Annotated in this window: 37 protein-coding genes and 3 pseudogenes; 18 read left to right on the forward strand and 22 right to left on the reverse strand. The window is 46.9% G+C overall.

The annotated features are described in order from the left end of the window. Positions 1–113: 113 nt before the first annotated feature. Entirely contained in the window at positions 114–1,442 is a 1,329-nt protein-coding gene (gene dsdA, locus BEB54_RS00070; RefSeq protein ID WP_105277560.1) for a D-serine ammonia-lyase, read from the reverse strand. Beyond that, positions 1,424–1,640 (reverse strand): annotated as a pseudogene (locus tag BEB54_RS00075) (GntT/GntP/DsdX family permease); the annotation flags it as partial. The pseudogene BEB54_RS00075 and the gene dsdA, both read right to left, overlap by 19 nt. Before the next feature lie 255 nt (positions 1,641–1,895). Here BEB54_RS00075 and BEB54_RS00080 point away from each other — a divergent pair. Continuing rightward, entirely contained in the window at positions 1,896–2,891 is a 996-nt protein-coding gene (locus tag BEB54_RS00080) for a LacI family DNA-binding transcriptional regulator (protein ID WP_105277559.1), read from the forward strand. A gap of 7 nt (positions 2,892–2,898) precedes the next feature. On the opposite strand, the gene cscA is transcribed toward BEB54_RS00080, so the two are convergent. Continuing rightward, positions 2,899–4,332: a sucrose-6-phosphate hydrolase gene (cscA, locus tag BEB54_RS00085; protein ID WP_105277558.1), complete on the reverse strand. Its 1,434-nt coding sequence runs from the start codon at positions 4,330–4,332 to the stop codon at positions 2,899–2,901. A 215-nt stretch (positions 4,333–4,547) separates the two neighbouring features. On the opposite strand from cscA, the gene BEB54_RS00090 reads away from it, so the two are divergent. After that, positions 4,548–5,462 carry an aminoimidazole riboside kinase gene (locus tag BEB54_RS00090; RefSeq protein ID WP_105277557.1) on the forward strand — a complete coding sequence of 305 codons (915 nt, stop codon included), beginning with the start codon at positions 4,548–4,550 and terminating at the stop codon, positions 5,460–5,462. Positions 5,463–5,533: 71 nt separating this feature from the next. Further along, entirely contained in the window at positions 5,534–6,781 is a 1,248-nt protein-coding gene (locus tag BEB54_RS00095) for an oligosaccharide MFS transporter (protein ID WP_001197033.1), read from the forward strand. A 523-nt stretch (positions 6,782–7,304) separates the two neighbouring features. Here the strand turns inward: BEB54_RS00095 and torI are convergent. From torI to BEB54_RS00200, 19 genes and pseudogenes are all read right to left on the reverse strand, one after another. Beyond that, positions 7,305–7,505, reverse strand: a complete 201-nt coding sequence (gene torI, locus BEB54_RS00105) for a response regulator inhibitor TorI (protein WP_001163428.1) — start codon at positions 7,503–7,505, stop codon at positions 7,305–7,307. 57 nt (positions 7,506–7,562) lie between these two features. After that, the gene (locus BEB54_RS00110; RefSeq protein ID WP_032320906.1) at positions 7,563–7,730 is read right to left on the reverse strand and encodes a hypothetical protein; all 168 of its coding nucleotides are present in this window, start codon (positions 7,728–7,730) and stop codon (positions 7,563–7,565) included. Between the two features lie 72 nt (positions 7,731–7,802). Next, a complete protein-coding gene (locus tag BEB54_RS00115; RefSeq protein ID WP_105282087.1) occupies positions 7,803–8,087 on the reverse strand; it encodes an ASCH domain-containing protein in 285 nt (94 codons plus the stop codon). Then, entirely contained in the window at positions 8,080–8,679 is a 600-nt protein-coding gene (locus BEB54_RS00120; protein ID WP_236943371.1) for a DUF551 domain-containing protein, read from the reverse strand. Before BEB54_RS00120 ends, BEB54_RS00115 begins: the two co-directional genes overlap by 8 nt. A 411-nt stretch (positions 8,680–9,090) precedes the next feature. Continuing rightward, positions 9,091–9,269, reverse strand: a pseudogene (locus tag BEB54_RS28490) (hypothetical protein). A 1-nt stretch (position 9,270) separates the two neighbouring features. Continuing rightward, complete coding sequence (locus tag BEB54_RS00130) at positions 9,271–9,792, reverse strand: ead/Ea22-like family protein (RefSeq protein WP_105282089.1); 522 nt, start codon at positions 9,790–9,792, stop codon at positions 9,271–9,273. 1 nt (position 9,793) lies between these two features. Continuing rightward, positions 9,794–10,093 carry a DUF7739 domain-containing protein gene (locus BEB54_RS00135; protein ID WP_000118152.1) on the reverse strand — a complete coding sequence of 100 codons (300 nt, stop codon included), beginning with the start codon at positions 10,091–10,093 and terminating at the stop codon, positions 9,794–9,796. Then, a pseudogene (locus tag BEB54_RS00140) lies at positions 10,090–10,248 on the reverse strand (DUF2737 family protein); the annotation flags it as partial. The gene BEB54_RS00135 and the pseudogene BEB54_RS00140, both read right to left, overlap by 4 nt. 5 nt (positions 10,249–10,253) lie before the next feature. Beyond that, positions 10,254–10,535: a DUF5405 family protein gene (locus BEB54_RS00145; RefSeq protein WP_000773123.1), complete on the reverse strand. Its 282-nt coding sequence runs from the start codon at positions 10,533–10,535 to the stop codon at positions 10,254–10,256. 16 nt (positions 10,536–10,551) lie between these two features. Beyond that, positions 10,552–10,866: a hypothetical protein gene (locus tag BEB54_RS00150; RefSeq protein WP_000753555.1), complete on the reverse strand. Its 315-nt coding sequence runs from the start codon at positions 10,864–10,866 to the stop codon at positions 10,552–10,554. An 11-nt stretch (positions 10,867–10,877) separates the two neighbouring features. Further along, a complete protein-coding gene (locus BEB54_RS00155; RefSeq protein WP_023241535.1) occupies positions 10,878–11,360 on the reverse strand; it encodes a siphovirus Gp157 family protein in 483 nt (160 codons plus the stop codon). Further along, positions 11,344–12,255: a recombinase RecT gene (locus tag BEB54_RS00160; RefSeq protein WP_105282090.1), complete on the reverse strand. Its 912-nt coding sequence runs from the start codon at positions 12,253–12,255 to the stop codon at positions 11,344–11,346. The genes BEB54_RS00155 and BEB54_RS00160 overlap by 17 nt, the downstream gene beginning before the upstream one ends. Next, positions 12,252–12,560 carry a hypothetical protein gene (locus BEB54_RS00165; protein WP_000604108.1) on the reverse strand — a complete coding sequence of 103 codons (309 nt, stop codon included), beginning with the start codon at positions 12,558–12,560 and terminating at the stop codon, positions 12,252–12,254. The genes BEB54_RS00160 and BEB54_RS00165 overlap by 4 nt, the downstream gene beginning before the upstream one ends. Positions 12,561–12,644: 84 nt before the next feature. After that, complete coding sequence (locus BEB54_RS28960) at positions 12,645–12,815, reverse strand: hypothetical protein (protein WP_001183771.1); 171 nt, start codon at positions 12,813–12,815, stop codon at positions 12,645–12,647. A gap of 239 nt (positions 12,816–13,054) precedes the next feature. Further along, on the reverse strand, positions 13,055–13,420 hold the full coding sequence (locus BEB54_RS00175) for a hypothetical protein (RefSeq protein ID WP_010835874.1): 366 nt from the start codon (positions 13,418–13,420) through the stop codon (positions 13,055–13,057). Between the two features lie 59 nt (positions 13,421–13,479). Next, complete coding sequence (locus BEB54_RS00180; RefSeq protein WP_000394305.1) at positions 13,480–13,731, reverse strand: hypothetical protein; 252 nt, start codon at positions 13,729–13,731, stop codon at positions 13,480–13,482. An 8-nt stretch (positions 13,732–13,739) separates the two neighbouring features. Beyond that, entirely contained in the window at positions 13,740–14,039 is a 300-nt protein-coding gene (locus tag BEB54_RS00185) for a hypothetical protein (protein ID WP_094323805.1), read from the reverse strand. Positions 14,040–14,441: 402 nt separating this feature from the next. Continuing rightward, positions 14,442–14,810 carry a hypothetical protein gene (locus BEB54_RS00195; RefSeq protein ID WP_058914985.1) on the reverse strand — a complete coding sequence of 123 codons (369 nt, stop codon included), beginning with the start codon at positions 14,808–14,810 and terminating at the stop codon, positions 14,442–14,444. A gap of 17 nt (positions 14,811–14,827) precedes the next feature. Then, positions 14,828–15,544 (reverse strand): LexA family protein, encoded by a 717-nt coding sequence (locus BEB54_RS00200; protein WP_000428318.1) that lies wholly within the window; start codon positions 15,542–15,544, stop codon positions 14,828–14,830. Between the two features lie 106 nt (positions 15,545–15,650). Here BEB54_RS00200 and BEB54_RS00205 point away from each other — a divergent pair, with 106 nt between their 5' ends. The 15 genes from BEB54_RS00205 (at position 15,651) to BEB54_RS00270 (ending at position 22,669) form a co-directional block, all read left to right on the forward strand. Beyond that, the gene (locus BEB54_RS00205; protein ID WP_000620665.1) at positions 15,651–15,845 is read left to right on the forward strand and encodes a Cro/CI family transcriptional regulator; all 195 of its coding nucleotides are present in this window, start codon (positions 15,651–15,653) and stop codon (positions 15,843–15,845) included. Between the two features lie 108 nt (positions 15,846–15,953). Next, complete coding sequence (locus tag BEB54_RS00210; protein ID WP_015966855.1) at positions 15,954–16,232, forward strand: lambda phage CII family protein; 279 nt, start codon at positions 15,954–15,956, stop codon at positions 16,230–16,232. A 34-nt stretch (positions 16,233–16,266) separates the two neighbouring features. After that, the gene (locus tag BEB54_RS28965) at positions 16,267–16,428 is read left to right on the forward strand and encodes a hypothetical protein (RefSeq protein ID WP_000166961.1); all 162 of its coding nucleotides are present in this window, start codon (positions 16,267–16,269) and stop codon (positions 16,426–16,428) included. Further along, positions 16,415–17,305, forward strand: a complete 891-nt coding sequence (locus BEB54_RS00215; protein WP_097492989.1) for a DNA replication protein — start codon at positions 16,415–16,417, stop codon at positions 17,303–17,305. Before BEB54_RS28965 ends, BEB54_RS00215 begins: the two co-directional genes overlap by 14 nt. Continuing rightward, complete coding sequence (locus BEB54_RS00220) at positions 17,295–18,731, forward strand: DnaB-like helicase C-terminal domain-containing protein (RefSeq protein WP_123059722.1); 1,437 nt, start codon at positions 17,295–17,297, stop codon at positions 18,729–18,731. The genes BEB54_RS00215 and BEB54_RS00220 overlap by 11 nt, the downstream gene beginning before the upstream one ends. Before the next feature lie 76 nt (positions 18,732–18,807). Beyond that, a complete protein-coding gene (locus tag BEB54_RS00225) occupies positions 18,808–19,248 on the forward strand; it encodes a recombination protein NinB (RefSeq protein ID WP_000736903.1) in 441 nt (146 codons plus the stop codon). Then, positions 19,245–19,772 carry a phage N-6-adenine-methyltransferase gene (locus BEB54_RS00230; protein ID WP_000153280.1) on the forward strand — a complete coding sequence of 176 codons (528 nt, stop codon included), beginning with the start codon at positions 19,245–19,247 and terminating at the stop codon, positions 19,770–19,772. The genes BEB54_RS00225 and BEB54_RS00230 overlap by 4 nt, the downstream gene beginning before the upstream one ends. After that, positions 19,769–19,945, forward strand: coding sequence for a NinE family protein (locus tag BEB54_RS00235; RefSeq protein ID WP_001254255.1), 177 nt, complete (start codon positions 19,769–19,771; stop codon positions 19,943–19,945). The genes BEB54_RS00230 and BEB54_RS00235 overlap by 4 nt, the downstream gene beginning before the upstream one ends. Positions 19,946–19,947: 2 nt before the next feature. Beyond that, positions 19,948–20,331 carry a phage protein NinX family protein gene (locus BEB54_RS00240; protein WP_000386649.1) on the forward strand — a complete coding sequence of 128 codons (384 nt, stop codon included), beginning with the start codon at positions 19,948–19,950 and terminating at the stop codon, positions 20,329–20,331. After that, positions 20,324–20,500, forward strand: a complete 177-nt coding sequence (locus BEB54_RS00245) for a protein NinF (RefSeq protein WP_000950962.1) — start codon at positions 20,324–20,326, stop codon at positions 20,498–20,500. Before BEB54_RS00240 ends, BEB54_RS00245 begins: the two co-directional genes overlap by 8 nt. Then, the gene (locus BEB54_RS00250) at positions 20,493–21,215 is read left to right on the forward strand and encodes a phage antirepressor KilAC domain-containing protein (RefSeq protein WP_016231963.1); all 723 of its coding nucleotides are present in this window, start codon (positions 20,493–20,495) and stop codon (positions 21,213–21,215) included. Before BEB54_RS00245 ends, BEB54_RS00250 begins: the two co-directional genes overlap by 8 nt. Then, positions 21,215–21,505 carry a DUF1364 domain-containing protein gene (locus BEB54_RS00255; RefSeq protein ID WP_105282093.1) on the forward strand — a complete coding sequence of 97 codons (291 nt, stop codon included), beginning with the start codon at positions 21,215–21,217 and terminating at the stop codon, positions 21,503–21,505. Before BEB54_RS00250 ends, BEB54_RS00255 begins: the two co-directional genes overlap by 1 nt. Continuing rightward, on the forward strand, positions 21,502–21,864 hold the full coding sequence (locus BEB54_RS00260; protein WP_001008200.1) for a RusA family crossover junction endodeoxyribonuclease: 363 nt from the start codon (positions 21,502–21,504) through the stop codon (positions 21,862–21,864). Before BEB54_RS00255 ends, BEB54_RS00260 begins: the two co-directional genes overlap by 4 nt. Further along, positions 21,861–22,049, forward strand: coding sequence for a protein ninH (locus BEB54_RS00265; protein ID WP_000994516.1), 189 nt, complete (start codon positions 21,861–21,863; stop codon positions 22,047–22,049). Before BEB54_RS00260 ends, BEB54_RS00265 begins: the two co-directional genes overlap by 4 nt. Then, entirely contained in the window at positions 22,046–22,669 is a 624-nt protein-coding gene (locus BEB54_RS00270; protein ID WP_105282094.1) for an antitermination protein, read from the forward strand. Before BEB54_RS00265 ends, BEB54_RS00270 begins: the two co-directional genes overlap by 4 nt. The last annotated feature ends 258 nt before the right edge of the window (positions 22,670–22,927 follow it).

Raw genomic sequence — 22,927 nt, forward strand, 5'->3', positions numbered from 1 at the left:
GCTAGAGCAGGTAAGTCCGCGGAATTTTGAACCTGTACCATCATTTTATATGGATATTATCAGGCAGCATCGCTCACCCAGGGAAAGGATGGCGATGCTGCGGTGAAACGTTATTAACGGACTTTAGCCAGATATTGCTTCATCTCTTCTTCCGGCACCATTCCACCTCCTGTCGCCCACACCAGATGAGTGGCATTACGCAGTTGTTCTGTGCTGAAACCTTGCATCTGTTGGTAAATTACTGATGCGCACACGCGCTGAGGCCCGGCCATACCCGCCAGTGCTGAAGGCTCAAGACGAATGTCTTCTTCCTGCGCCAGCCAGCCAAGCATGTCATACATGGTTTGATCGCTAAGGGTATAGAAGCCATCCAGTAGACGCTCCATTGCCCGCCCGACAAAGCCTGATGCGCGACCAACTGCAAGGCCATCCGCGGCGGTAAGGTTGTCGATACCAATATCCTGAACAGAAATCTGATCGTGTAATCCAGTATGGACGCCTAACAGCATACAAGGGGAGTGCGTGGGTTCGGCAAAAAAGCAGTGAACATGATCGCCAAACGCCAGTTTAAGCCCGAATGCGACGCCACCAGGACCACCGCCAACGCCACACGGCAGATAGACAAACAGAGGGTTATCAGCATCGACAATACGACCTTGCTCGGCAAATTGCGCTTTAAGACGCTGGCCTGCGACGGAATACCCAAGGAACAACGTGCGGGAATTCTCGTCATCAATAAAGAAACAGTTCGGGTCAGACTGCGCTGCTTTACGTCCTTCCTCGACGGCAACACCATAATCTTGCTCATATTCCACGACCGTAACGCCATGGCTGCGCAGTTTCGCTTTTTTCCATGCCCGGGCATCAGCAGACATATGTACTGTCACCTTAAAGCCAATGCGGGCGCTCATAATACCGATTGATAACCCCAGATTTCCGGTTGAGCCCACAGCAATGCTGTATTGGCTAAAGAACTGCTTAAACTCCGGAGAAAGCAGTTTGCTGTAGTCATCTTCAAGCGTCAGCAACCCTGCTTCCAGAGCCAGTTTTTCTGCATGTGCCAGGACTTCATAAATCCCGCCGCGTGCTTTTATGGAGCCGGAAATAGGCAAATGGCTATCTTTTTTCAGTAACAGTTGTCCGCTGATCGGTTGCTGATATTCCTTTTCCAGCCGTTTTTGCATAGCCGGAATCGCAACCAGTTCTGATTCAATAATCCCTCCAGTGGCAGCAGTTTCAGAAAATGCTTTTGCCAGATAAGGGGCAAAACGAGATAAGCGCGCATGGGCGTCCTGAACATCCTGTTCGGTCAGGCCAACATAAGGTAAACCTTCAGCCAATAGAGTCGTGCCAGGATTAAACCAGGTGGTTTCTTTAAGAGCAACCAGATCCTTTACCAACGGATACTGGGCGATGAGCGAGTTCATTTTAGCGTTTTCCATAATATGTCTCTTTGCGCTTCGATGATAAATGACAGCAGGAATGTGCCCGCCAGAGCGACGACTGAAGCGATAAATGTCGCTGTCGTATAGTATTTATATGTTTCACTGAGCGTAGCGCCGCAAAATTGTTTCATGCCAGAAAAGCGAGTCCGTAACGATCGTGCAGCCAATCGCAATAATTTCCGGGCTGATGTCTGGTTACAGCCACAGCACAATGATCCATATTTATATTTTTTCTCCGGGTGGATGATGCCAGTCGGCATGTTTTACCTACTTGTCTGCATGGTGACTCGTTGCGAGAACAGAGGCGGAATTGGTTACAATTGTCCGGGAATTCTTGTTATTTTTTACTGTATTGTCGTGTCGGGTGATAGGACGTTGAGAATATCGCTGGATCTCGCCAGTGACGTCTGTTTCTGCTACAGTGCCCGTTTTACGGCAAACGGCTTGGGTATGGCTTCATTAAAGGATGTCGCACGCCTGGCGGGAGTGTCGATGATGACTGTCTCCCGGGTGATGCATAATGCAGAATCTGTGCGTCCTGCAACGCGTGACCGCGTATTGCAGGCAATCCAAACCCTGAATTATGTTCCTGATCTTTCCGCTCGTAAGATGCGCGCTCAGGGACGTAAGCCGTCGACTCTCGCCGTGCTGGCGCAGGATACTGCTACCACTCCTTTCTCTGTTGATATTCTGCTTGCCATTGAACAAACCGCCAGCGAGTTTGGCTGGAATAGTTTTTTAATCAATATTTTTTCTGAAGATGACGCTGCCCGCGCGGCACGTCAGCTGCTTGCCCTCCGTCCGGATGGCATTATCTATACTACAATGGGACTGAGGCATATCACGCTGCCTGAGTCTCTGCATGGTGAAAATATTGTATTGGCGAACTGTGTGGCGGATGACCCAGCGTTACCCAGTTATATCCCTGATGATTACACTGCCCAATATGAAGCAACACAGCATTTGCTCGCGGCAGGCTATCGTCAACCGTTATGCTTCTGGCTACCGGAAGGTGCGTTGGCAACAGGGTATCGTCGGCAGGGATTTGAGCAGGCCTGGCGTGATGCTGGACGAGATCTGGCTGAGGTGAAACAATTTCACATGGTCATAGGTGATGATCACTACACCGATCTCGCAAGTATACTCAATGCCCACTTCCAGTCTGGAAAACCAGATTTTGATGTTCTGATTTGTGGTAACGATCGCGCAGCCTTTGTTGCTTATCAGGTTCTTCTGGCGAAGGGGGTACGTATCCCGCAGGATGTCGCCGTAATGGGCTTTGATAATCTGGTTGGCGTCGGGCATCTGTTTTTACCGCCGCTGACCACAATTCAGCTTCCACATGACATTATCGGGCGGGAAGCTGCATTGCATATTATTGAAGGTCGTGAAGGGGGAAGGGTAACGCAGATCCCTTGCCCGCTGTTGATCCGTTGTTCCACCTGATATTATGTTACCCCAGTTGCCAGAGTGCTCCATGTTGCAGCACGGCCACTCCGTGGGCGGCATAGAGCGACAGTTCCCGTTCTTCTGGCTGCGGATAGATTCGGCTACTCATCACAGCTTCCCCGTCGTTAATAAATACTTCCACGGATGATGTATCGATAAATATCCTTAGGGCGAGCGTGTCACGCTGCGGGAGGGGAATACTACGGTAACCATCTAAATTCTCGTGTGGGTAATACCGCCACAAAACAAGTCGCTCAGATTGGTTATCAATATACAGCCGCATTCCCGTGCCGAGCTGTAATCCGTAATGTTCGGCATCGCTGTTCTTCAGAGCCCAGTGCAACTGAATCTCAACCGCTTGCACGTTTTCCTGCAAAACATATTTGTTGCTGATTGTGTGGGGAGAGATTGATTGATGCTGCTGGCGTAACGACTCAGCTTCGTGTACCGGGCGTTGTTGGAGTTTGCCATTGCTCTCTGATAGCTCGCGCGCCAGTGTCATGCAGCCTGCCCAGCCTTCACGTTTTGAGGGCATTGGCGATTCCCACATATCCATCCATCCGATAACAATACGCCGACCATCCTTCGCTAAAAAGCTTTGTGGTGCATAAAAGTCATGCCCATTATCAAGTTCAGTAAAATGCCCGGATTGTGCAAAAAGTCGTCCTGGCGACCATATTCCGGGTATTACACCACTTTGAAAGCGATTTCGATAATTGTATCCCTCGGCATTTATTCCCTGCGGGGAAAACATCAGATAATGTTGATCGCCAAGGCTGAAAAAGTCCGGACATTCCCACATATAGCTTTCACCCGCATCAGCGTGGGCCAGTACGCGATCGAAAGTCCATTCACGCAATGAACTACCGCGATAAAGCAGGATCTGTCCCGTGTTGCCTGGGTCTTTCGCCCCGACTACCATCCACCAGGTGTCGGCTTCACGCCACACTTTAGGATCGCGGAAGTGCATGATTCCTTCTGGTGGAGTGAGGATCACACCTTGTTTCTCGAAATGAATACCATCCCGGCTGGTAGCCAGACATTGTACTTCACGAATTGCATCGTCATTACCTGCACCATCGAGCCAGACGTGGCCGGTGTAGATAAGTGAGAGGACACCATTGTCATCAACAGCACTACCTGAAAAACACCCGTCTTTGTCATTCTCGTCTCCTGGCGCTAGCGCAATAGGCTCGTGCTGCCAGTGGATCATATCGTCGCTGGTGGCATGTCCCCAGTGCATTGGCCCCCAGTGTTCGCTCATCGGGTGATGCTGATAAAACGCGTGATAACGATTGTTAAACCAGATCAGGCCGTTTGGATCGTTCATCCACCCGGCTGGAGGCGCGAGGTGAAAATGGGGATAAAAAGTATTCCCCCGGCGCTCGTGAAGTTTTGCTAGTGCGTTTTGCGCCGCATGCAATCGAGATTGCGTCATTTTAATCATCCTGGTTAAGCAAATTTGGTGAATTGTTAACGTTAACTTTTATAAAAATAAAGCCCCTTATCTTTATAAATGTGATTAATATCACAAATGTTAACGTTAACTATGACGTTTTGTGATCGAATGTGCATGTTTTAGTAAATCCATGACGATTTTGCGAAAAAGAGGTTTATCACTATGCGTAAGTCAGATGAATTTGAGGGAAAAAAATGTCAGCCAAAGTATGGGTTTTAGGGGATGCGGTTGTCGATCTCTTGCCTGAATCAGACGGGCGCCTACTGTCTTGTCCTGGCGGCGCGCCAGCTAACGTTGCGGTGGGAATCGCCAGATTAGGCGGAATAAGTGGGTTTATAGGCCGGGTGGGTGATGATCCTTTTGGCGCGTTAATGCAAAGAACGCTGCTAACGGAGGGAGTCGATATCACGTATCTGAAGCAGGATGAATGGCACCGAACATCCACGGTGCTTGTCGATCTGAACGATCAGGGGGAACGTTCATTTACGTTTATGGTCCGCCCTAGTGCCGATCTTTTTTTAGAGACGACTGACTTGCCCTTCTGGCGACATGGCGAATGGTTACATCTCTGTTCTATTGCGTTGTCTGCTGAACCTTCGCGTACCAGCGCATTTACTGCGATGACGGCGATCCGGCATGCCGGAGGTTTTGTCAGCTTCGATCCCAATATTCGTGAAGATCTGTGGCAAGACGAGCATTTGCTCCGCTTGTGTTTGCGACAGGCGCTACAACTGGCGGATGTCGTCAAGCTCTCGGAAGAAGAATGGCGACTTATCAGCGGAAAAACACAGAACGATCGGGATATATGTGCTCTGGCAAAAGAGTATGAGATCGCCATGCTGTTGGTGACTAAAGGTGCAGAAGGGGTGGTGGTCTGTTATCGAGGACAAGTTCACCATTTTGCTGGAATGTCTGTGAATTGTGTCGATAGCACGGGGGCGGGAGATGCGTTCGTTGCCGGGTTACTCACAGGTCTTTCCTCTACAGGATTAGAGACCGATGAGAGAGAAATGCGACGAATTATCGATCTCGCTCAACGTTGCGGAGCGCTTGCAGTAACGGCGAAAGGGGCAATGACAGCGCTGCCATGTCGACAAGATCTGGAATAGTGAGAAATAAACGGCGAGGCCGTTCTTGTCTCTGAATAGGACGTGAATATTTTAACGACAGGCAGGTAATTATGGCACTGAATATACCATTCAGAAATGTGTACTATCGTTTTGCATCCAGTTACTCATTTCTCTTTTTTATTTCCTGGTCGCTGTGGTGGTCGTTATACGCTATTTGGCTGAAAGGACATCTAGGGTTGACTGGGACGGAATTAGGTACACTTTATTCGGTCAACCAGTTTACCAGCATTCTATTTATGATGGTCTACGGCATCGTCCAGGATAAACTCGGTCTGAAGAAACCGCTTATCTGGTGTATGAGTTTCATCCTGGTCTTGACCGGACCGTTTATGATTTACGTTTATGAACCGTTACTGCAAAGCAATTTTTCTGTAGGTCTAATTTTGGGGGCGCTCTTTTTTGGCTTGGGGTATCTGGCGGGCTGCGGTCTGCTTGATAGCTTCACCGAAAAAATGGCACGAAATTTTCATTTCGAATATGGAACAGCGCGCGCCTGGGGATCTTTTGGCTATGCGATTGGCGCGTTCTTTGCTGGCATATTTTTCAGTATCAGTCCCCATATCAACTTCTGGTTGGTTTCGCTATTTGGCGCTGTATTTATGATGATCAACATGCGTTTTAAATATCAGGATCAGCAGTGCGTAGCGGCAGATGCGGGAGGGGTAAAAAAAGAGGATTTTATTGCAGTTTTCAAGGATCGAAACTTCTGGATTTTCGTCATATTTATTGTGGGGACGTGGTCTTTCTATAACATTTTTGATCAACAGCTCTTTCCTGTTTTTTATGCAGGTTTATTCGAATCACACGATGTAGGAACGCGCCTGTATGGTTATCTCAACTCATTCCAGGTTGTACTCGAAGCGCTGTGCATGGCCATTATTCCTTTCTTTGTTAATCGGGTAGGGCCAAAAAATGCATTACTTATCGGTGTTGTGATTATGGCGTTGCGTATTCTTTCCTGCGCACTGTTCGTTAATCCCTGGATTATTTCATTAGTGAAGCTGTTACATGCCATTGAGGTTCCACTGTGTGTCATTTCCGTCTTCAAATACAGCGTGGCAAACTTTGATAAGCGCCTGTCGTCGACGATCTTTCTGATTGGTTTTCAAATTGCCAGTTCGTTGGGGATTGTGTTGCTTTCAACGCCGACTGGAATACTCTTTGACCATGCAGGTTACCAGACGGTTTTCTTCGTAATTTCGGGTATTGTCTGCCTGATGTTGTTATTTGGCATTTTCTTCCTGAGTAAAAAACGTGAGCAAATGGTGATGGAAACGCCTGTACCTTCTGCAATATAGACGTAAACTCATTCCGGTTGTTGTCGATAGCTCTATATCCCTCAACCGGAAAATAATAATACCAAAATGCTTAGCGCGGCTAATAATCGCCTAATCCAAACGCCTCATTCATGTTCTGGAACAGTCGCTCAAATGTACTCAGGATACGCGGTTCGCTGATTTCCAGGATATTGTCGTAATTCAGCGACCTGTCCCGTGTATCACGGGCCTGCTAATCCATCAAGGAATGCATTGCGGAGTGAAGTATCGAGTCAAGCCAGATTTCGCGATCAGGATTCTGTGTGATGATTACATTGCCAGGCCCGGGGCTGTTTAGTCATCGCCGCACAGTGCTGAGATTTCAACCTGTTGCAGGGAAAATGAGTAGATTTAGGGCAAGTGTGCTGCCAAACCCAACTTTTACGCGGGGAAGGTAGATTTCGTTGGAAGGATAAATGGTGTCCCCTGCAGACATCTACTTGAGGCGGCAGGGGATTGATTGGAATGGTGTTTTTTAGATGTGAAAAATATTTTACCCGCTATTTTACCCATTGGCGCGGCTTAAGAGCTTATTTTTGAATTCACAATGGTCACGATATAACCATCTTGCTCGCCCGTGGATAACTTTGGCTTTTGGCAGGTCGCCGGACTTAATCCGGTCATAGATGAAGGTTTTACCGAAGCCAGTATCGGCCATGATGAATTTCAAATCAACCAGTGAATCAGGCTGTAGTTCGTGTTGCATGAGTGCTATCTCCGAATAGGGAATCGAACCTGCAAATCAGGTAATAAAAAACCGCCATCAGGCGGTTTGGTGTTCTTTCAGTTCTTCAATTCGAATATTGGTTACGTCTGCATGTGCTATCTGCGCCCATATCATCCAGTGGTTATAGCAGTCGTTGATGTCCTCTGCTTCGATAACCCTGTCGAATGGTTCTCCATTCCATTCACCTGTGACTCGGAAGTGCATTTATCATCTCCATAAAACAAAACTCGCCGTAGCGAGTTCAGATAAAAGAAATCCCCGCGAGTGCGAGGATTGTTATTCATTGCTGATATTCACCTTTATCGCGAACACCTTTACCAGTTTATCACCGAAGTGCGGATGTGTGATTGTCTTGATTTCATATCCGTCATACGGAATATCAATTCTGCGGCTGGAATCGTCGCGCTTCGGATATCCCTTTGTGATAATCAGGCGGTCATACTCCCGGAACATAATTCGCTTATTCCAGTAGTCATTACACAGGCGATACTCTTCCGTTTTCTCTCCGCGAATCATGGCATCGAAGTATTCACCTTTGACGGCAAGTTGCAGGTTAGCCACGGTTAACCTCCTGCGGCGGTTCTGGTAGCGGCATCCAGAACAAGGCGTTCCCTAACCAGGATAAAGTGCCGTCGCTCAACTCCACGTATTCCCCTTGCACCTGTCCTGCCATATACTCACCGTGCTTTGAATAAATTAAAATCCAATCATCTTGAGCGGGCATTCGCTCACTACAGCTTATCCAACCATCCGGAGTTACCTGAGAATTGCCATTTACCAAGTCAGCTCGAACATATAGCGTGTCATCATGGTGCTGATTGTGGCTGCACCACGTTAATTCGCTTAACTCGCCATCTTCTGGCCATACTCCAGCTGTTTGCAGCCAGATATGGGCTGGCGCATCCTGGCAAGGTGTATTAACTGGAAACTTGTAAGTTTGGCTTACAGGTTGGCCTCCCTGAAGCATGGCGGCGCGGTGACACCAGATAATCCAGCCAAGCGCCATATCCCATGCCATGTATTCTCTATCGCCATTTTTCGCCCTGCGGCGATCTACAGATTCCCCGAAACGCTTCTCCATAAATAATTCATAGGCTGCTCGTTCATCCGATACTGCTGCCAGTGATGCCAGTGCAATTCGTGCCAGTTCCATTTGTTCGCCACGGGTAAGCCCGTTTCCAAGCGGATTTTTAATGAATAATTCGATACGTTCTTTGGTAATAGAATTCATGCCGCGTTTCCTTCTTTCTTATTAACAATTACACCGTCATATATTTCATTAAGGTGCCCTCTCAACTCCATGCGCCTTAATGCAGATAACATGTAATCGCATTCAACCTGCTTATTTCCAGTAAATGGCTTATCGTCAGGATTACCCCAACAGCAATTACCCTTGGGCCACCCATGTACTTTCCGTACTCTTCCGTTAACAACGTGAAGTAATCCCCAGCCAGGTGGTAAATCCTCAATTGAAATAATTCCCGGCTCACTAATAAAGAATCGCCAGTCGCCCATTCCAAGAGACGGATTTTTACGAAAACGCTTTTTTCTATCTGCCAACAAGTCAGCACGAGAACATTTCGCCTCTATCAGGCATGATGCTGAATTTCTGAATCCCATAGCATCTGGCTGTTCTCCGGTACTGGTTACAGCTATAAAGCGGTCATGAAAACAAACCTTGAACCCGTTGCGCTTAAGGAATTTGTACGCAATCTGACAGAGTTCGCGGTGTGTTAACGCCATATCACTCTCCTTTGATGCGAATGCCAGTAGCGCGGATTGCATCGATGACTTCAGAAACTTTGTATGCCATTACCGTTTGGTAATCATCGTGAAAATCTGTTCGATGAAGCATGCTGCTACGTTCCGGGAGCAGTATTTCCCGCTCCTCCAGTTCTGCTATGCGCTTACTTCCATCCGCGATTACTCCCTCGTAATACTCGCGTTGCTCGTTGAGTTTTGATTTTGCTTCCTCAAGCTCAACACGCAGTTTCCCTACCGTTAGCGCAATATCCTCGTTCTCCTGGTCACGGCGTTTGATGTATTGCTTGTTTCTTTCCCGTTCATCCAGCAGTGCCAAAGAAATCTTTGGATTAAAGGCAGCAATAAATTCAGCGTTGTTTTTCAGAACGTGTTGCGCAATGGCCTGACTACTTAGTCGGACCTCATAACCACGTGCGCCACGGTGTGGTTTATATGAGTCCCAGTCTCCCCACGTTGCTTTCTCTGCCGCTTCACGCAGTGCCTGATAGTCAATCTTGTTCATGTCACATCACCCTGAATCCGTTGCATTTACGTAAGAAATCGCAGATGTAGCCCTTCATTTTTTCGTGCCAATCTCGATCATTCCCATTGCACCAACCATCAGGTGGAGTCCAGTTTTCTATCAGAGCAGCCATTTTCTTTGCTTTCGCCGGAGTAGCTGTTGCGGTATCGCAGTAATGACGAGTGTCAACCAAAGCATCCATACCATCGATATCAAGTACGCAAAACCATGTGTGATTCGGAATTCCTACAGGTGGTATTTGTTGCCCACGTCGACGTTTATCAATAAGATATACACTCACTGCTTGCCTCCTTTGCGCCACATCGCATTCAGATATTTGTTTTGATTTACTGACGGAAAAGAATTTCTCTTAAGCAATTCCTCTCTCGATGGCATTGGCTTTACGCGTTTGCGAATAATCATTTCTGCCGGAAGAATGCCGGGATTGTATGCAAGTCATCTCATGATTTACTCTCCACGAACTGGTCAATAGCCATGCTAAGTGATACACCTAAAGTCTCGATATGCTGCTGAATATCCTGTAGCGTCTGCGCCTGAGATAACAGGATTTCACGGTTGCATAACTCTTTGACCAGATGCTCAAACTTGCTGTAATAACCGATACGGCTTAGTGTTTCTTTCCCTGCATTCTCGCCTTCTTTGATAATTCCTCTTTCACTAAGAATCAGGTCGTGTTTGGTTCCGGTAATAACGTATTTGCCGAGGTCGATGTTTAGCTTCATTGTTAATTACTCCATGTTAATTTATTCGTATGCCTGCTCTTTCTTCATCGAGTTTTTTTAGCTTGTATCGCATAGCTCTTACTGAATAAATTGAGCGGCAGGTTGCAATTGCTATTTCTTCTGCGGAGAACTTACCGAAAAGTGATACTTCGGCTCTTGTCCATCGTCTTCCACGAAGTCGGCTAACAATGTCAGCGCCAATCCTTGTTGCTTTCGCCATTACTGCTTTTTCAGTCCTTTCCAGTTTTTCAGCGATAACTTCAACTGGCATTGTCGCCGCTACTTCGCGCAAGAAATCGACTTCCCATTTCTCCCAAGGAGTCTTTTTCATAGGCGATACCGTTATTTGATAAGAAGTGAAGGTTTCCCAACCTTGAGTTGAGCGCCTGGGATATTTATTCCTGCTTTTAGTTGGTGCTTGATTGCCAACTTGTCGGCTTTAATTGTCGTTTCAAACTCAACGTATTCAGGAGGAAGGGCGCTTGAGTCGATGATTTCTACAGTTTCTGACGGTTTGCGGATTGTTACCTGGTGAATACCTGCTCGCATCTTTTTCTTGCCAACCATTTCAAGCGATGACGCTATATACGCCATAATGCTGTCAATCTTATTTTGAATTACTGCGGCTCGCTCATTTAGTGACTTTGCCTCTTCCTTGAGGCGTTCAGCATAACCAGATTCATTTTTAATGACGGAAAGAAGTTGCTCTATTTTATCGGTAAATTCTCCTTCCATGCCTTCTATTGTGTCAGCAATCATCTCTGGTTCTAAATCTGAATCCATCAATTTTGCGTATTCATTGGCTATTTCATACAGTTTGCTCACTGGCAACCTCCAGTTTCGCTTTGCATTCTATGTAAATGGCTTGTACGTTCTGCTGCAATTTCATTCCAGATGTCAGGCGATATGCTTCTGCAAAATATCGCTTCAAATCATCCATGTTTTCTGCCTGAGCCATTTCATCACAAAGAAGTTGTGCTTTATCCGTTATTTCCTGCTGGCGTTTCCGTTCATCTTCGCGGATATCTTCCTCTGATTTGTGCGGCATAACTGGTTCAGTCCACACACCTTCTTCTTCGTTTAGTACGTGAATAGCACTATCAAGACGTGATGCCTTAGGCCAATACTTGCTTGCACGCTTTACGACCGTCTTTCGCGCCATCTCATTCCAGTGATTTACCCATGGTCCTTTATCGCTGAATGCCGCCTTGCTTGTTTTCCTTACAGCCTCAATTTCAGCCAGACTCATCTCTTCCGTTAGATAATCACCTGCTGGCGTCTTAACTGTGCAGTAAACGCCAACGATATCACCACGATCACCGAAGGCGTTGTATTTATGGGTTGGTGCTTTATCAAGCCCGTTTGACTCATAGGTATCGTTAGCATGAACAATTTTTGCCTGACCCCATGAGATAACACCAGACTCCATTGCAATATGGAGCAATCCCATATAGCTGATATCAAGGCAAACCATGCCATCGCGCGGAACCAGATAAGCCAGTTTGCTTGCAGGGTTTAAGGTGATGCCGATCGCCGCAACATTGATGATGGCGTTCTGTGCGCTGGTTGGATTTGCCAGTGCCGTTTTAGCCAGGTAATCATTTTTCTGGAAATACTGAATTGCAAACTGGCTTTCCTTAGCCCATGTCACCGTATGTTCAGTCAATGCTCCGCAGAATAACTGCTCTTGCTGTTTAACGAATTCAACGATATTGCTCATGCTGCTTCTCCAAAAATGTGTCTGCGTTTGAATATTGCGAAGGCATATTCAGCCTTAACTCTTTTGGTTATTGCATCCCAGAACCATTCAGCGGCTTTTTCCTGATAGTCACAGTCATCATCTTCCAGCCAGTCGATAGCGTCCTTAGTGTGTTCATCTGGTTTATATGAGCGAAGCATTTCGCTTATTGGGTCGCAACGTTTGCAGAGGCGATCAACTTCACTGTTGATTCGTTCGTAATCTTCATCAGTAAAACTTGCGATTATTTGCGATATTTCACGCTTATCATTCAGAGTCAGAATCATCATCTTTCTCCTGTTCTTTGTGCTGATTGAGCATTTTGTTCATCTGACGAATGAATTCTTCGTCTGACCAGTTATCTGTAAAACTCATGGGCGGCCTTGTTGTTTCAAAATATCCCAAAGCTTTTCGAGCAAACTTTTCATTCTTGGTTGTTTAAAGTCTGCTCCGGTTAAAATATTCTTTCGTGAATGCTGTACCGATAAAATCGGGTTGAAAGGGCGAACCGATGCCGCCCCTGCAATAGCGAACTGTTGCATAGGATGCTCCTTCTGTTTGATTGCATAACGAAAACGCCTCAAGTGAAGCGTTATTGGTATGCATATAAAAAAGCCATCACATAGGAGGGCAAAGAAGATTTCCAATAATCAGAACAAGTCGGCTCCTGTTTAGTTACGAGCGACATTGCTCCGTGTATTCACTCGTTGGAATGAATACACAGTGCAGTATTTATTCTGTTGTTTATGCTAAAAATAAAGGACGACTATGCGTCCTGAAATTACTTAACCAATGATGCTGCATATTCGATAAGGTAAAGTTTTGGAGCAAGCCAAATTTTCAGCCAGTCGAAATAATTGAAGAAAACAACAATAGAAGTAATCGCTATTCCTGATGTAACAAGTAGTGATAAAAGAACAATATCTGCATCATCTCCTTTATTCCATGCAAAAATCATCAGATAAACACACGCTATAATCACCAATACACAGATAGCCTGAATTCCAGCTGATGATACGGCGTGCCACATCAAAAGCTGATGGATGACATCAGGAATCTGTGCCTGGCTAAATGAAACAGCCGCGTCTATTCCATTGCTGGCTTTTTGCAGTAGTTCTACGAGAATCTTGTTTGCTTGTTCTTCCATATATCACCTTGATTGTAATAAGCATGAAATTATTTACGGCTAAAAAATAAAGGCCACCATCAGGCAGCCTTGTTGTAAATGTTGCAGGTATCAAGTAAGTAATTAGATGGAGCGCCATAAATTATGAATTCATCGTTTGTCGGGTCCATCTCCATCTCTTGGCCTATTGCCATTCTTGCGTCAGTGTCATCAGCGGCGAAGCATAAAACAGCCCACGCACCCATTGTTTTAAAAAGAACTGCAATTGGCTGTGGTTTTACTGAATTTGCGTTAGCGCGAAAATCATAAATCGCACTTTCATGAAATTCCATATATCACCTCAAATAAGTGGTTTGCTGCCTAATTTCATTTTCTGGCGACCAACACAAGTCACACCCATTTCACTGCGTGGCTTGCGGTAGTAAATACGATTCTGTTTACTCTCGACTTCTTCTGTCTTCTTGCAGCGAAGGCTTCCGAGTGATGCTGCTTTGTCTGCTCTGACGCAACCAGAGAGCTTTAGCGCAATTTTTCGCGCCAGTCGCTGTTCTTGCATTGCCTGTTCACGTTGATCCTGTCTGCGTGCTCTGCGGCGATTTCTGGCGTTATCGTCAGCCAGATATGTAATGACTACTGTCATGTTGACCTCCGATGATTGACTTTGGCGATTGGATGGCCGGTGCTGAACTCCGGCTTATTTACAGGCACCTTGTTCTCCCGAAGCTCTCCTGCGCGCATCAGCCTGCGCATTCATCCAATCCCAAAGCCAACTACTCTTTGGTTCCCGCATTTCGGCGGGACAATCCCATCAATGTTAAAGAGCCTGCCAATCTGTTCCGTTTGGCTTCCAGCGTCCTGCTGATGGCTAAAGAATACTGTAGGTATTTTATTGTGTAAATACCCAAGGTATTTATTTTTGATGAAATAATGATAAACAAATGAATACAAAGGATATTTATTTTTTCGCTGTCTGCTTGTTCAGTGATTTTTATGCGGGATATGTGAAGTGGATCCCGATAGCTATTGCTGCCGGGATTATGGGTTAGTCAGCGAAGGTTAAGACGAGAATTACCTTAATGATGTCTGCTACAACAGACACGGCCATAGATAAACCAAAGACGATCCAAGCCACAGTGATGTCTTCACTACCATCGTATAGAGTTCCGTAATCACTGGTGTAAGGCGTAAATGTCGCGCCTTGATACAATAGGTATAAGCTTGATCCATAGAGGATAAATGCAGATATCCCTTGTATTGCTATGATCACAAGAATCATGAAACGAGCTGATCTATGCGCCCAAGCCTGGCTTATTTTTTCTGATAGAGATTTCGCAATAAAAGCATGCGCTAAGCCGTAAATTGTCGAGATTGCCAACATCGCAAAAAAGCTTGCTATAGCGGTTCCAACCATAATCGCCCCTTGCGTGATCAAACCAGCCTTAGTTTTGTCTCAATTGCAACGCCTATAATCTTGCAGTTTCCATTGATTGGCACGAGAGGCCATGCAGGATTAAGTCCCTTGAGGTATTTATTTCCGCCGTCGATTATCAGCTTCTTGAATGTTGCTTCGTTAGAGTCAGAAAGTTTTGCTATGACCAAGCTGCCGTTGATCGCCTCCCTTCCGGTATCGAAAAGAACGAATGTTCCCTCTGGAATGCTTAACCCAACCGGTGCCGTCATTGAATCACCTTCCACTTTAAGCCAAAACGCATTACCTTGAATATGCGCGTCAGACTCAAGCCAAACATCTATGTCTTTAATGGTGTATGGTTCGCATGCTTCACACCACGAGCCAGCCTGGATACTGCTTAACACCGGATACCTCTTTCCTGCTCTGTATTCCCCTGCATACCTTACGTTGGCATCGCTCTTAAGGCTTTCTGCCTGTTCTGCAACCTTGGCAGCAATTGACTGGCTAAAATCAGCAATTGAGACTTGCAACAATCGCGCAAAACCAGATGCAACCTCAACGTTTAGCGCGTTTCTGCCATTAAGATAATGCCCTACCGCTCCTTGGGTGATACCCAGTTCATCAGCGATTGAGTATTGGGTTATTCCCAATTCTTTCTTTTTTGACTCATACAAAGCCTTAAGCCGCTTAGCGTCTTCGAGCTGTTCTGTCGTCAGTGATTTTTTATTTTCCATAGCTTAATTCTAATAGCTAAGGTACTTAAACTAAAAATACCCTGAGTATTGATTGCTTTGAATACCTGTAGTATTCTTTGTTCATGGTTAATAACGGAGAGTGCATATGATTCGAATGACACTTGCCGATTACGCCAAAATCCATGGACAGGCTAAAGCAGCCAGTGACTTTGGTGTAATCCAGTGCGCTATCAGCAAGGCCATTCTGGCAGGCCGTAACATTATGGTTACGGTAAAGCCTGATGGCAGTGTGATTGGAGAGGAAGTTCGTCCTTTCCCAAGCAACAAGAAAAACAAATAGTAACACCGCTCTTTAACAGTCATGGTCCTTATTCCCGCCGAAATGCGGGAATACAACGCGCATCAGTTGGTGCGCATAACTTCTTATTTGTTAAGGAAATACTTACATATGCAACTTACAAGTACTCGCAAGAAAGCGAATGCAATTACAAGCAACATCCTAAATCGAATTGCTGTACGTGGTCAGCGAAAGGTTGCTGATGCATTAGGGATCAATGAATCGCAAATTTCGCGATGGAAAGACAGCTTTATCCCAAAGATGGCCATGCTTCTGGCTGTACTGGAGTGGGGTGTTGAAGACGAGGAGTTGGCGGAACTGGCTAAGAAAGTAGCCAGAATGCTGACAAAAGAAAAAGCCCCGAAGAACGGCGAATTCTTCGAGGCCTGATGTAGAAAGACTGGATCAATCCACAGGAGTAATTATGACAAAACGTCGTAAGAAATACCAGGAAAAAGAAGAGATTCGACACCCTGATTCACCTGAGGGATTAGTGGTAGCCGCAGCAAATAACAGGGCGTTCGCAGAGCGCCTTGTTGGTGTTTACAGACTAGCCAAAGCAGGAGTGAAACATGGGCGTCGTTAAGTTAGCTGATTACAGGCATAACCCTGTACAACATCAGGAGGCATCCAGTATGGGGTATGTCTCTATACACCGCCAGTTTATGGACAGCAGGCTCTATAAGGACTCTCAGGCAGTACATCTTTGGCTTCACTTAATCCTCAAGGCTAATCACGAATCTACTGTCGTCAATACGGATATCGGTTCGATAACTGTTGATCGCGGTCAGATGATAACTGGACGCCCGTCGCTGGTCAGAGAAACATTCATCCCCGACAACAAAGTTCGGAGCTTATTACGGACTTTTGAGTCGAAAGGTATGCTTAATATTTGCTCGATGGGGAAGAAATTTAGCCTGTTTACAATCGTTAAATATGACGATTTTCAGGCAAAAAATTGTCCAACGGTTGTCCAACGGTTGTCCAACGCAAACACCAGTAATGGTGCGGCTCTCAGCGGAGATTGTCCAACGGTTGTCCAACGGTTGTCCATAAACAATAATATAAATAATATCTCTAATACTGACGTATTAGAGAGTGCCACAGCAGACAAAAAGTCTGACAAGAAAAAACCTTCCGTCAGCTGTCAGGATGTTGTCGATGCTTACCACGAAATCCTTCCTGAAGCGCCAAGAATACGCGCACTGAATGACAAGCGTAAAAACCAGATCCGAACGTTCTGGCGCAAAGCCGGAGTGATAACCCGCCAGCTTGACGGGCATGGGTTCACGATGCAGGACTGGAGAAATTATTTGAGCTACGTAGGCGAAAATTGTCGATGGATGTTCGAAGAGCGTCCAAACCATCAACGCGGAACTGTCTGGCACAAAAAGGGATTTGATTTCCTGCTTAACGATAATACCTACCTGAAAGTTCGTGAGGGTGAACACGATGACCGATAATTTTTATGCGCCGCCCCATAGCATCGAGGCAGAGCAGGCGGTGATTGGTGGATTGCTTCTGGATGATGACAGCAGTGAGCGCGTCAAGAAAGTTTTGGCGATGCTGAAGCCTGATTCATTTTACAGCCGACCACACAAAATCCTTTTCGAAGAAATAACCAGAATGCACCGGGAGCAAAAGCCAGTAGATGGCCTGACGCTTTTCGATGAACTGGAGCGTAAATCGTTAACGGCGTCTGTTGGCGGTTTTGCTTATATCGCTGAGATCGCAAAGAACACGCCGAGCGCCGCAAACATCGTTGCCTATGCAATGCAGGTTCGCGAAACCGCAATGGAACGCTACGCCATCAACCGCATGACTGAAGCGACGGAATTGCTCTATTCACGCAACGGAATGACTGCAACGCAGAAGTACGAAGCTATTCAGACGATTTTCACGCAACTGACAGACCATGCAAAAACCGGATCGCGTCGCGGCCTTCGTTCATTTGGTGAGGTCATGGAAGACTGGGTTAGCGACCTTGAGAAGCGATTTGACCCGTCAGGCGAACAACGAGGAATGAGCACAGGGATCCCATCGCTGGACAGGATGCTGTCACCGAAAGGTCTGGTGAAAGGCTCTCTGTTTGTCATTGGCGCTCGCCCTAAGATGGGGAAAACGACGCTATACAGCCAGATGGCAATCAACTGCGCAGTGCATGAGAAAAAGCCTGCTCTGATGTTCAGCCTTGAAATGCCAGGTGATCAGATACTGGAAAAACTGGTAGGACAGAAGTCAGGTGTTAACCCGAATATTTTTTACCTTCCGGCGACAAATGACGCTGATGACGGCTATCAGGGTGATTACGATGGTGACTTCAACAGGGCGATCGAAACAGCAAATCGCTTGAGTGAAATCGACCTGCTTTACATCGACGACACGCCGGGATTATCTCTGGCTCAAATCGTCAGCGAAAGCCGTCGAATCAAGCGAGAAAAAGGATGTGTTGGCATGATTCTGGTCGATTACCTGACACTAATGACCGCTGAGAAAGCCGATCGTAACGACCTTGCTTACGGCATGATCACCAAAGGACTGAAGAACCTTGCCAAAGAGCTTGATTGCGTTGTTGTGCTTCTGACGCAGCTTAACCGCGCACTGGAAAGCCGAACCAATAAACGCCCATTACCAAGTGACTCACGAGATACAGGGCAGATTGAACAGGATTGCGATTATTGGGTGGGGATCCATCGTGAAGGTGCTTTTGATGACAGTGTTCCACCTGGTGAAACCGAACTAATCCTTCGTCTCAATCGTCATGGCAATACCGGCACGGTGTATTGCATTCAGGCAAATGGCGCTATTTATGACACAGACCAACAGTCTGCTGAAATGCGCCGACGTGAACGCGAGGAACCGCAGTCCAAGAAGAAAGGAGGATTCTGATGACCATCTACATCACTGAGCTAATAACAGGCCTGCTGGTAATCGCAGGCCTTTTTATTTGGGGGAGAGGGAAGTCATGAAAAAACTAACCTTTGAAATTCGATCTCCAGCACATCAGCAAAACGCTATTCACGCAGTACAGCAAATCCTTCCAGACCCAACCAAACCAATCGTAGTAACCATTCAGGAACGCAACCGCAGCTTAGACCAGAATCGAAAGCTTTGGGCTTGCCTTGGTGACGTCTCTCGTCAGGTTGAATGGCATGGTCGCTGGCTGGATGCAGAAAGCTGGAAGTGTGTGTTTACCGCAGCATTAAAGCAGCAGGACGTTGTTCCTAACCTTGCCGGGAATGGCTTTGTGGTAATAGGCCAGTCAACCAGCAGGATGCGTGTAGGCGAATTTGCGGAGCTATTAGAGCTTATACAGGCATTCGGTACAGAGCGTGGCGTTAAGTGGTCAGACGAAGCGAGACTGGCTCTGGAGTGGAAAGCGAGATGGGGAGATCGGGCTGCATGACTATCAAATCAAATACGCCAGCACACGACAAGGACTGCTGGCAAACGCCGCTTTGGCTTTTTGATGCACTGGATATTGAGTTTGGATTCTGGCTGGATTCGGCAGCGAGCGACAAAAATGCTCTGTGTGCTCACTGGCTAACTGAGGCCGACGACGCGCTCAATTCTGAGTGGGTAAGCCACGGTGCAATCTGGAATAACCCACCGTACAGCAATATCAGGCCGTGGGTGGAAAAAGCCGCTGAGCAGTGCATACAACAGCGACAGACGGTAGTTATGCTTGTGCCAGAGGATATGTCAGTCGGATGGTTCAGCAAGGCTCTGGAGAGTGTCGACGAAGTTCGCATTATCACTGATGGACGGATTAATTTTATCGAACCATCGACAGGGTTGGAGAAGAAGGGAAACAGCAAAGGCTCCATGCTGCTGATTTGGCGACCGTTCATCAGTCCTCGACGGATGTTTACTACCGTATCCAAAGCGGCATTGATGGCGATCGGGCAGGGCGTCAGGAGAGCGGCATGAGGCGACAGCGACGAAGTATCACCGACATAATCTGCGAAAACTGCAAATACCTTCCAACGAAACGCTCCAGAAATAAACGCAAGCCAATTCCAAAAGAATCTGACGTAAAAACCTTCAACTACACGGCTCACCTGTGGGATATCCGGTGGCTAAGACATCGTGCGAGGAAATGACAATGGATTATTCACAGTTAAGTGATTTTGAAATTAACGTGGCGGTATTCGAAGCCATTCATAACGGATCACCGGATTACAAAGAAGGTGAGAATGGCGCGATGGTGTTTATCTCATTTGAGGGAGACATTGTAAACGGAGACGCAGTTGAAGTAGAGGTTGAGCGCGGATCCTTTAACCCATGCGCAAACCCAGCAGACGCATGGCCGATTATCACTGAAAACAACATCAGCATAATTTTAGACAATCCCTCAATGCCGTGCGCTACAGACAACGCAAGGGACTTGTTTGATGATGCCGGACCGAATGTTGGTGTCGCATATGACAATCCACTCCGTGCCGCCATGATTGTCTTTCTCATGATGCAGGACGCCAATAATGCTTAGCCCATCCCAATCCCTTCAATACCAGAAAGAAAGCGTCGAGCGAGCTTTAACGTGCGCTAACTGCGGTCAGAAGCTGCATGTGCTGGAAGTTCACGTGTGTGAGCACTGCTGCGCAGAACTGATGAGCGATCCGAATAGCTCAATGTACGAGGAAGAAGACGATGAATGAGTTAATAAATGGCAACGCCATCAAAATGACAAGCATTGAAATCGCTGAGTTGGTGGGAAGTCGTCATGACAAGGTGAAACAATCTATTGAACGACTGGCGGCTCGAGGTGTGATCCGAAATCCCCCAATGGTGGTTTTCGAAAAAATCAATAACTTAGGATTACTTCGTGGCGTAGAGGCTTACGTTTTTGAGGGCGAACAAGGTAAGCGAGACAGTATTGTCGTTGTAGCCCAGTTGTCGCCGGAATTCACCGCTCGTCTTGTTGATCGTTGGCGAGAGCTTGAAGAAACTACGGTTAATATCCCCAAAACGCTACCGGAAGCGTTGCGCCTTGCTGCTGATCTTGCTGAGAAGAAAATGCAACTGGAAAACCAGCTCGCAATTGCCGCACCTAAAGTTGAGTTTGCCGATCGCGTTGGCGAGGCCAGCGGAATTTTGATTGGAAACTTTGCAAAGGTTGTTGGAATTGGTCCAAACAAACTGTTTGCGTGGATGCGCGATCACAAAATCCTTATTGCTTCAGGTTCCCGGCGCAATGTGCCAATGCAGGAATATATGGATCGCGGCTATTTCACAGTGAAAGAAACAGCGATCAACACAAATCACGGGATACAGATATCGTTCACCACAAAAATCACCGGGCGTGGTCAACAGTGGCTGACCAGAAAGCTGCTCGATAACGGAATGCTGAAAGTAACAGGGGAGGCTGCTTAATGGCTAACCGACGCAAAGAAGCACGCGGCAGAGAATGCCAGGTACGTATTTACGGCGTATGCAATGGCAACCCTGAAACTACAGTTCTGGCACATTACCGGATGGCTGGAATTTGCGGAACGGGAATGAAGCCTGACGACCTGATCGGTGCATGGGCTTGTAGTGCGTGTCACGATGAAATCGACCGACGCACCCATAATCTCGACAACAAAGACGCCAGACTTTACCACCTCGAAGGCGTGATCAGAACGCAGGCGATACTGCTGAGGGAGGGGAAGATTAAGTCATGAACGAATATCAGTTTGTGCTTCCATACCCGCCGTCGGTGAATACCTACTGGCGAAGACGGGGAAGCCAATATTACATAAGCGATAAAGGCCAGAAATACCGAAAAGACGTTCAGCAAATCATCCGCCAACTTAAGTTAGATATTTTCACCAAATCACGACTCCGCATCAAAGTCATCGCAGACGTTCCAGACTCCCGCCGCCGCGACCTCGACAACATCCTGAAAGGTTTACTCGACTCTCTTATCCACGCCGGATTTGCGGAAGACGACGAGCAATTCGATGACATTCGCGTAATTCGTGGCGTGAAAGTACCAGGCGGAAGGCTTGGAATAAAAATCACCGAACTGGAGAACGTATGAACGCCACAATTCAAACGATACCAGAGCTTCTTATCCAGACACGAGGCAATCAGACCGAAGTGGCGAGGATGCTTTCCTGCGCAAGAGGAACGGTGCTCAAGTACAACCGAGACAGCAAAGGCGAACGTCACGTAATAGTTAACGGCGTCCTGATGGTCAAACAGGGCAAGAGGGGAAGACGATGAGACTCGAAAGCGTAGCTAAATTTCATTCGCCAAAAAGCCCAATGATGAGCGACTCACCACGGGCCACGGCTTCTGACTCTCTTTCCGGTACTGATGTGATGGCTGCTATGGGGATGGCGCAATCACAAGCCGGATTCGGAATGGCTGCATTCTGCGGTAAGCATGAACTCAGCCAGAACGACAAACAAAAGGCTATCAACTATCTGATGCAATTTGCACACAAGGTATCGGGGAAATACCGTGGCGTGGCAAAGCTTGAAGGAAATACTAAGGCAAAGGTACTGCAAGTGCTCGCAACATTCGCTTATGCGGATTATTGCCGTAGTGCCGCGACGCCGGGAGCAAGGTGCAGAGATTGCCACGGTACAGGCCGTGCGGTTGATATATCAAAAACAGAGCTGTGGGGGAGAGTTGTTGAGAAAGAATGCGGAAGATGCAAAGGTGTCGGCTATTCAAGAATGCCAGCAAGCGCCGCATATCGCGCTGTAACGATGCTAATCCCAAACCTTACCCAACCCACCTGGTCACGCACTGTTAAGCCGCTGTATGACGCTCTGGTGGTGCAATGCCACAAAGAAGAGTCAATCGCAGACAGCATTTTGAATACGGTCACACGTTAGCAGCATGATTGCCACGGATAGCAACATATTAACGGCATAATATTGACTTTTTGAATAAAGTTGGGTAAATTTGACTCAACGATGGATAAATGCACTCGTTAAATAAAGCCCTGAGTTAATAGCTCGGGGCTTTTTGCGTTTTAAGCACGGCCTTTCTGAAAGCACATCAAACCAAATACCAGACAGACAAAAATAACCACCTTATCCGCTGTGGCTACGGTGCGGTGTGCTTTGCATAAAAGAAAACCAGCTCAATGG

The sequence above is a fragment of the Escherichia sp. MOD1-EC6021 genome, assembly GCF_002965245.1.
GTDB lineage: Bacteria > Pseudomonadota > Gammaproteobacteria > Enterobacterales > Enterobacteriaceae > Escherichia > Escherichia coli_F.

What these genes read in the sequence shown, in the direction of transcription:
- BEB54_RS00225 (WP_000736903.1), top strand. Translation starts at nt 18,808, where the DNA reads ATGAAAAAACTAACCTTTGAAATTCGATCTCCAGCACATCAGCAAAAC.
- BEB54_RS00165 (WP_000604108.1), bottom strand. Translation starts at nt 12,560, where the DNA reads ATGATTCTGACTCTGAATGATAAGCGTGAAATATCGCAAATAATCGCA.
- BEB54_RS00235 (WP_001254255.1), top strand. Translation starts at nt 19,769, where the DNA reads ATGAGGCGACAGCGACGAAGTATCACCGACATAATCTGCGAAAACTGC.
- BEB54_RS00185 (WP_094323805.1), bottom strand. Translation starts at nt 14,039, where the DNA reads ATGACAGTAGTCATTACATATCTGGCTGACGATAACGCCAGAAATCGC.
- BEB54_RS00180 (WP_000394305.1), bottom strand. Translation starts at nt 13,731, where the DNA reads ATGGAATTTCATGAAAGTGCGATTTATGATTTTCGCGCTAACGCAAAT.
- BEB54_RS00220 (WP_123059722.1), top strand. Translation starts at nt 17,295, where the DNA reads ATGACCGATAATTTTTATGCGCCGCCCCATAGCATCGAGGCAGAGCAG.
- BEB54_RS00145 (WP_000773123.1), bottom strand. Translation starts at nt 10,535, where the DNA reads ATGAAGCTAAACATCGACCTCGGCAAATACGTTATTACCGGAACCAAA.
- dsdA (WP_105277560.1), bottom strand. Translation starts at nt 1,442, where the DNA reads ATGGAAAACGCTAAAATGAACTCGCTCATCGCCCAGTATCCGTTGGTA.
- BEB54_RS00175 (WP_010835874.1), bottom strand. Translation starts at nt 13,420, where the DNA reads ATGGAAGAACAAGCAAACAAGATTCTCGTAGAACTACTGCAAAAAGCC.
- BEB54_RS00270 (WP_105282094.1), top strand. Translation starts at nt 22,046, where the DNA reads ATGAGACTCGAAAGCGTAGCTAAATTTCATTCGCCAAAAAGCCCAATG.
- BEB54_RS00215 (WP_097492989.1), top strand. Translation starts at nt 16,415, where the DNA reads ATGGGCGTCGTTAAGTTAGCTGATTACAGGCATAACCCTGTACAACAT.
- BEB54_RS00120 (WP_236943371.1), bottom strand. Translation starts at nt 8,679, where the DNA reads ATGGAACTGGCACGAATTGCACTGGCATCACTGGCAGCAGTATCGGAT.
- BEB54_RS00250 (WP_016231963.1), top strand. Translation starts at nt 20,493, where the DNA reads ATGAATGAGTTAATAAATGGCAACGCCATCAAAATGACAAGCATTGAA.
- BEB54_RS00205 (WP_000620665.1), top strand. Translation starts at nt 15,651, where the DNA reads ATGATTCGAATGACACTTGCCGATTACGCCAAAATCCATGGACAGGCT.
- BEB54_RS00230 (WP_000153280.1), top strand. Translation starts at nt 19,245, where the DNA reads ATGACTATCAAATCAAATACGCCAGCACACGACAAGGACTGCTGGCAA.
- BEB54_RS00260 (WP_001008200.1), top strand. Translation starts at nt 21,502, where the DNA reads ATGAACGAATATCAGTTTGTGCTTCCATACCCGCCGTCGGTGAATACC.
- BEB54_RS00200 (WP_000428318.1), bottom strand. Translation starts at nt 15,544, where the DNA reads ATGGAAAATAAAAAATCACTGACGACAGAACAGCTCGAAGACGCTAAG.
- BEB54_RS00110 (WP_032320906.1), bottom strand. Translation starts at nt 7,730, where the DNA reads ATGCACTTCCGAGTCACAGGTGAATGGAATGGAGAACCATTCGACAGG.
- BEB54_RS00090 (WP_105277557.1), top strand. Translation starts at nt 4,548, where the DNA reads ATGTCAGCCAAAGTATGGGTTTTAGGGGATGCGGTTGTCGATCTCTTG.
- BEB54_RS00210 (WP_015966855.1), top strand. Translation starts at nt 15,954, where the DNA reads ATGCAACTTACAAGTACTCGCAAGAAAGCGAATGCAATTACAAGCAAC.
- BEB54_RS00150 (WP_000753555.1), bottom strand. Translation starts at nt 10,866, where the DNA reads ATGAAAAAGACTCCTTGGGAGAAATGGGAAGTCGATTTCTTGCGCGAA.
- torI (WP_001163428.1), bottom strand. Translation starts at nt 7,505, where the DNA reads ATGCAACACGAACTACAGCCTGATTCACTGGTTGATTTGAAATTCATC.
- BEB54_RS00080 (WP_105277559.1), top strand. Translation starts at nt 1,896, where the DNA reads ATGGCTTCATTAAAGGATGTCGCACGCCTGGCGGGAGTGTCGATGATG.
- BEB54_RS00245 (WP_000950962.1), top strand. Translation starts at nt 20,324, where the DNA reads ATGCTTAGCCCATCCCAATCCCTTCAATACCAGAAAGAAAGCGTCGAG.
- BEB54_RS00130 (WP_105282089.1), bottom strand. Translation starts at nt 9,792, where the DNA reads ATGAACAAGATTGACTATCAGGCACTGCGTGAAGCGGCAGAGAAAGCA.
- BEB54_RS00160 (WP_105282090.1), bottom strand. Translation starts at nt 12,255, where the DNA reads ATGAGCAATATCGTTGAATTCGTTAAACAGCAAGAGCAGTTATTCTGC.
- BEB54_RS28965 (WP_000166961.1), top strand. Translation starts at nt 16,267, where the DNA reads ATGACAAAACGTCGTAAGAAATACCAGGAAAAAGAAGAGATTCGACAC.
- BEB54_RS00255 (WP_105282093.1), top strand. Translation starts at nt 21,215, where the DNA reads ATGGCTAACCGACGCAAAGAAGCACGCGGCAGAGAATGCCAGGTACGT.
- BEB54_RS00265 (WP_000994516.1), top strand. Translation starts at nt 21,861, where the DNA reads ATGAACGCCACAATTCAAACGATACCAGAGCTTCTTATCCAGACACGA.
- cscA (WP_105277558.1), bottom strand. Translation starts at nt 4,332, where the DNA reads ATGACGCAATCTCGATTGCATGCGGCGCAAAACGCACTAGCAAAACTT.
- BEB54_RS00095 (WP_001197033.1), top strand. Translation starts at nt 5,534, where the DNA reads ATGGCACTGAATATACCATTCAGAAATGTGTACTATCGTTTTGCATCC.
- BEB54_RS00240 (WP_000386649.1), top strand. Translation starts at nt 19,948, where the DNA reads ATGGATTATTCACAGTTAAGTGATTTTGAAATTAACGTGGCGGTATTC.
- BEB54_RS00195 (WP_058914985.1), bottom strand. Translation starts at nt 14,810, where the DNA reads ATGGTTGGAACCGCTATAGCAAGCTTTTTTGCGATGTTGGCAATCTCG.
- BEB54_RS28960 (WP_001183771.1), bottom strand. Translation starts at nt 12,815, where the DNA reads ATGCAACAGTTCGCTATTGCAGGGGCGGCATCGGTTCGCCCTTTCAAC.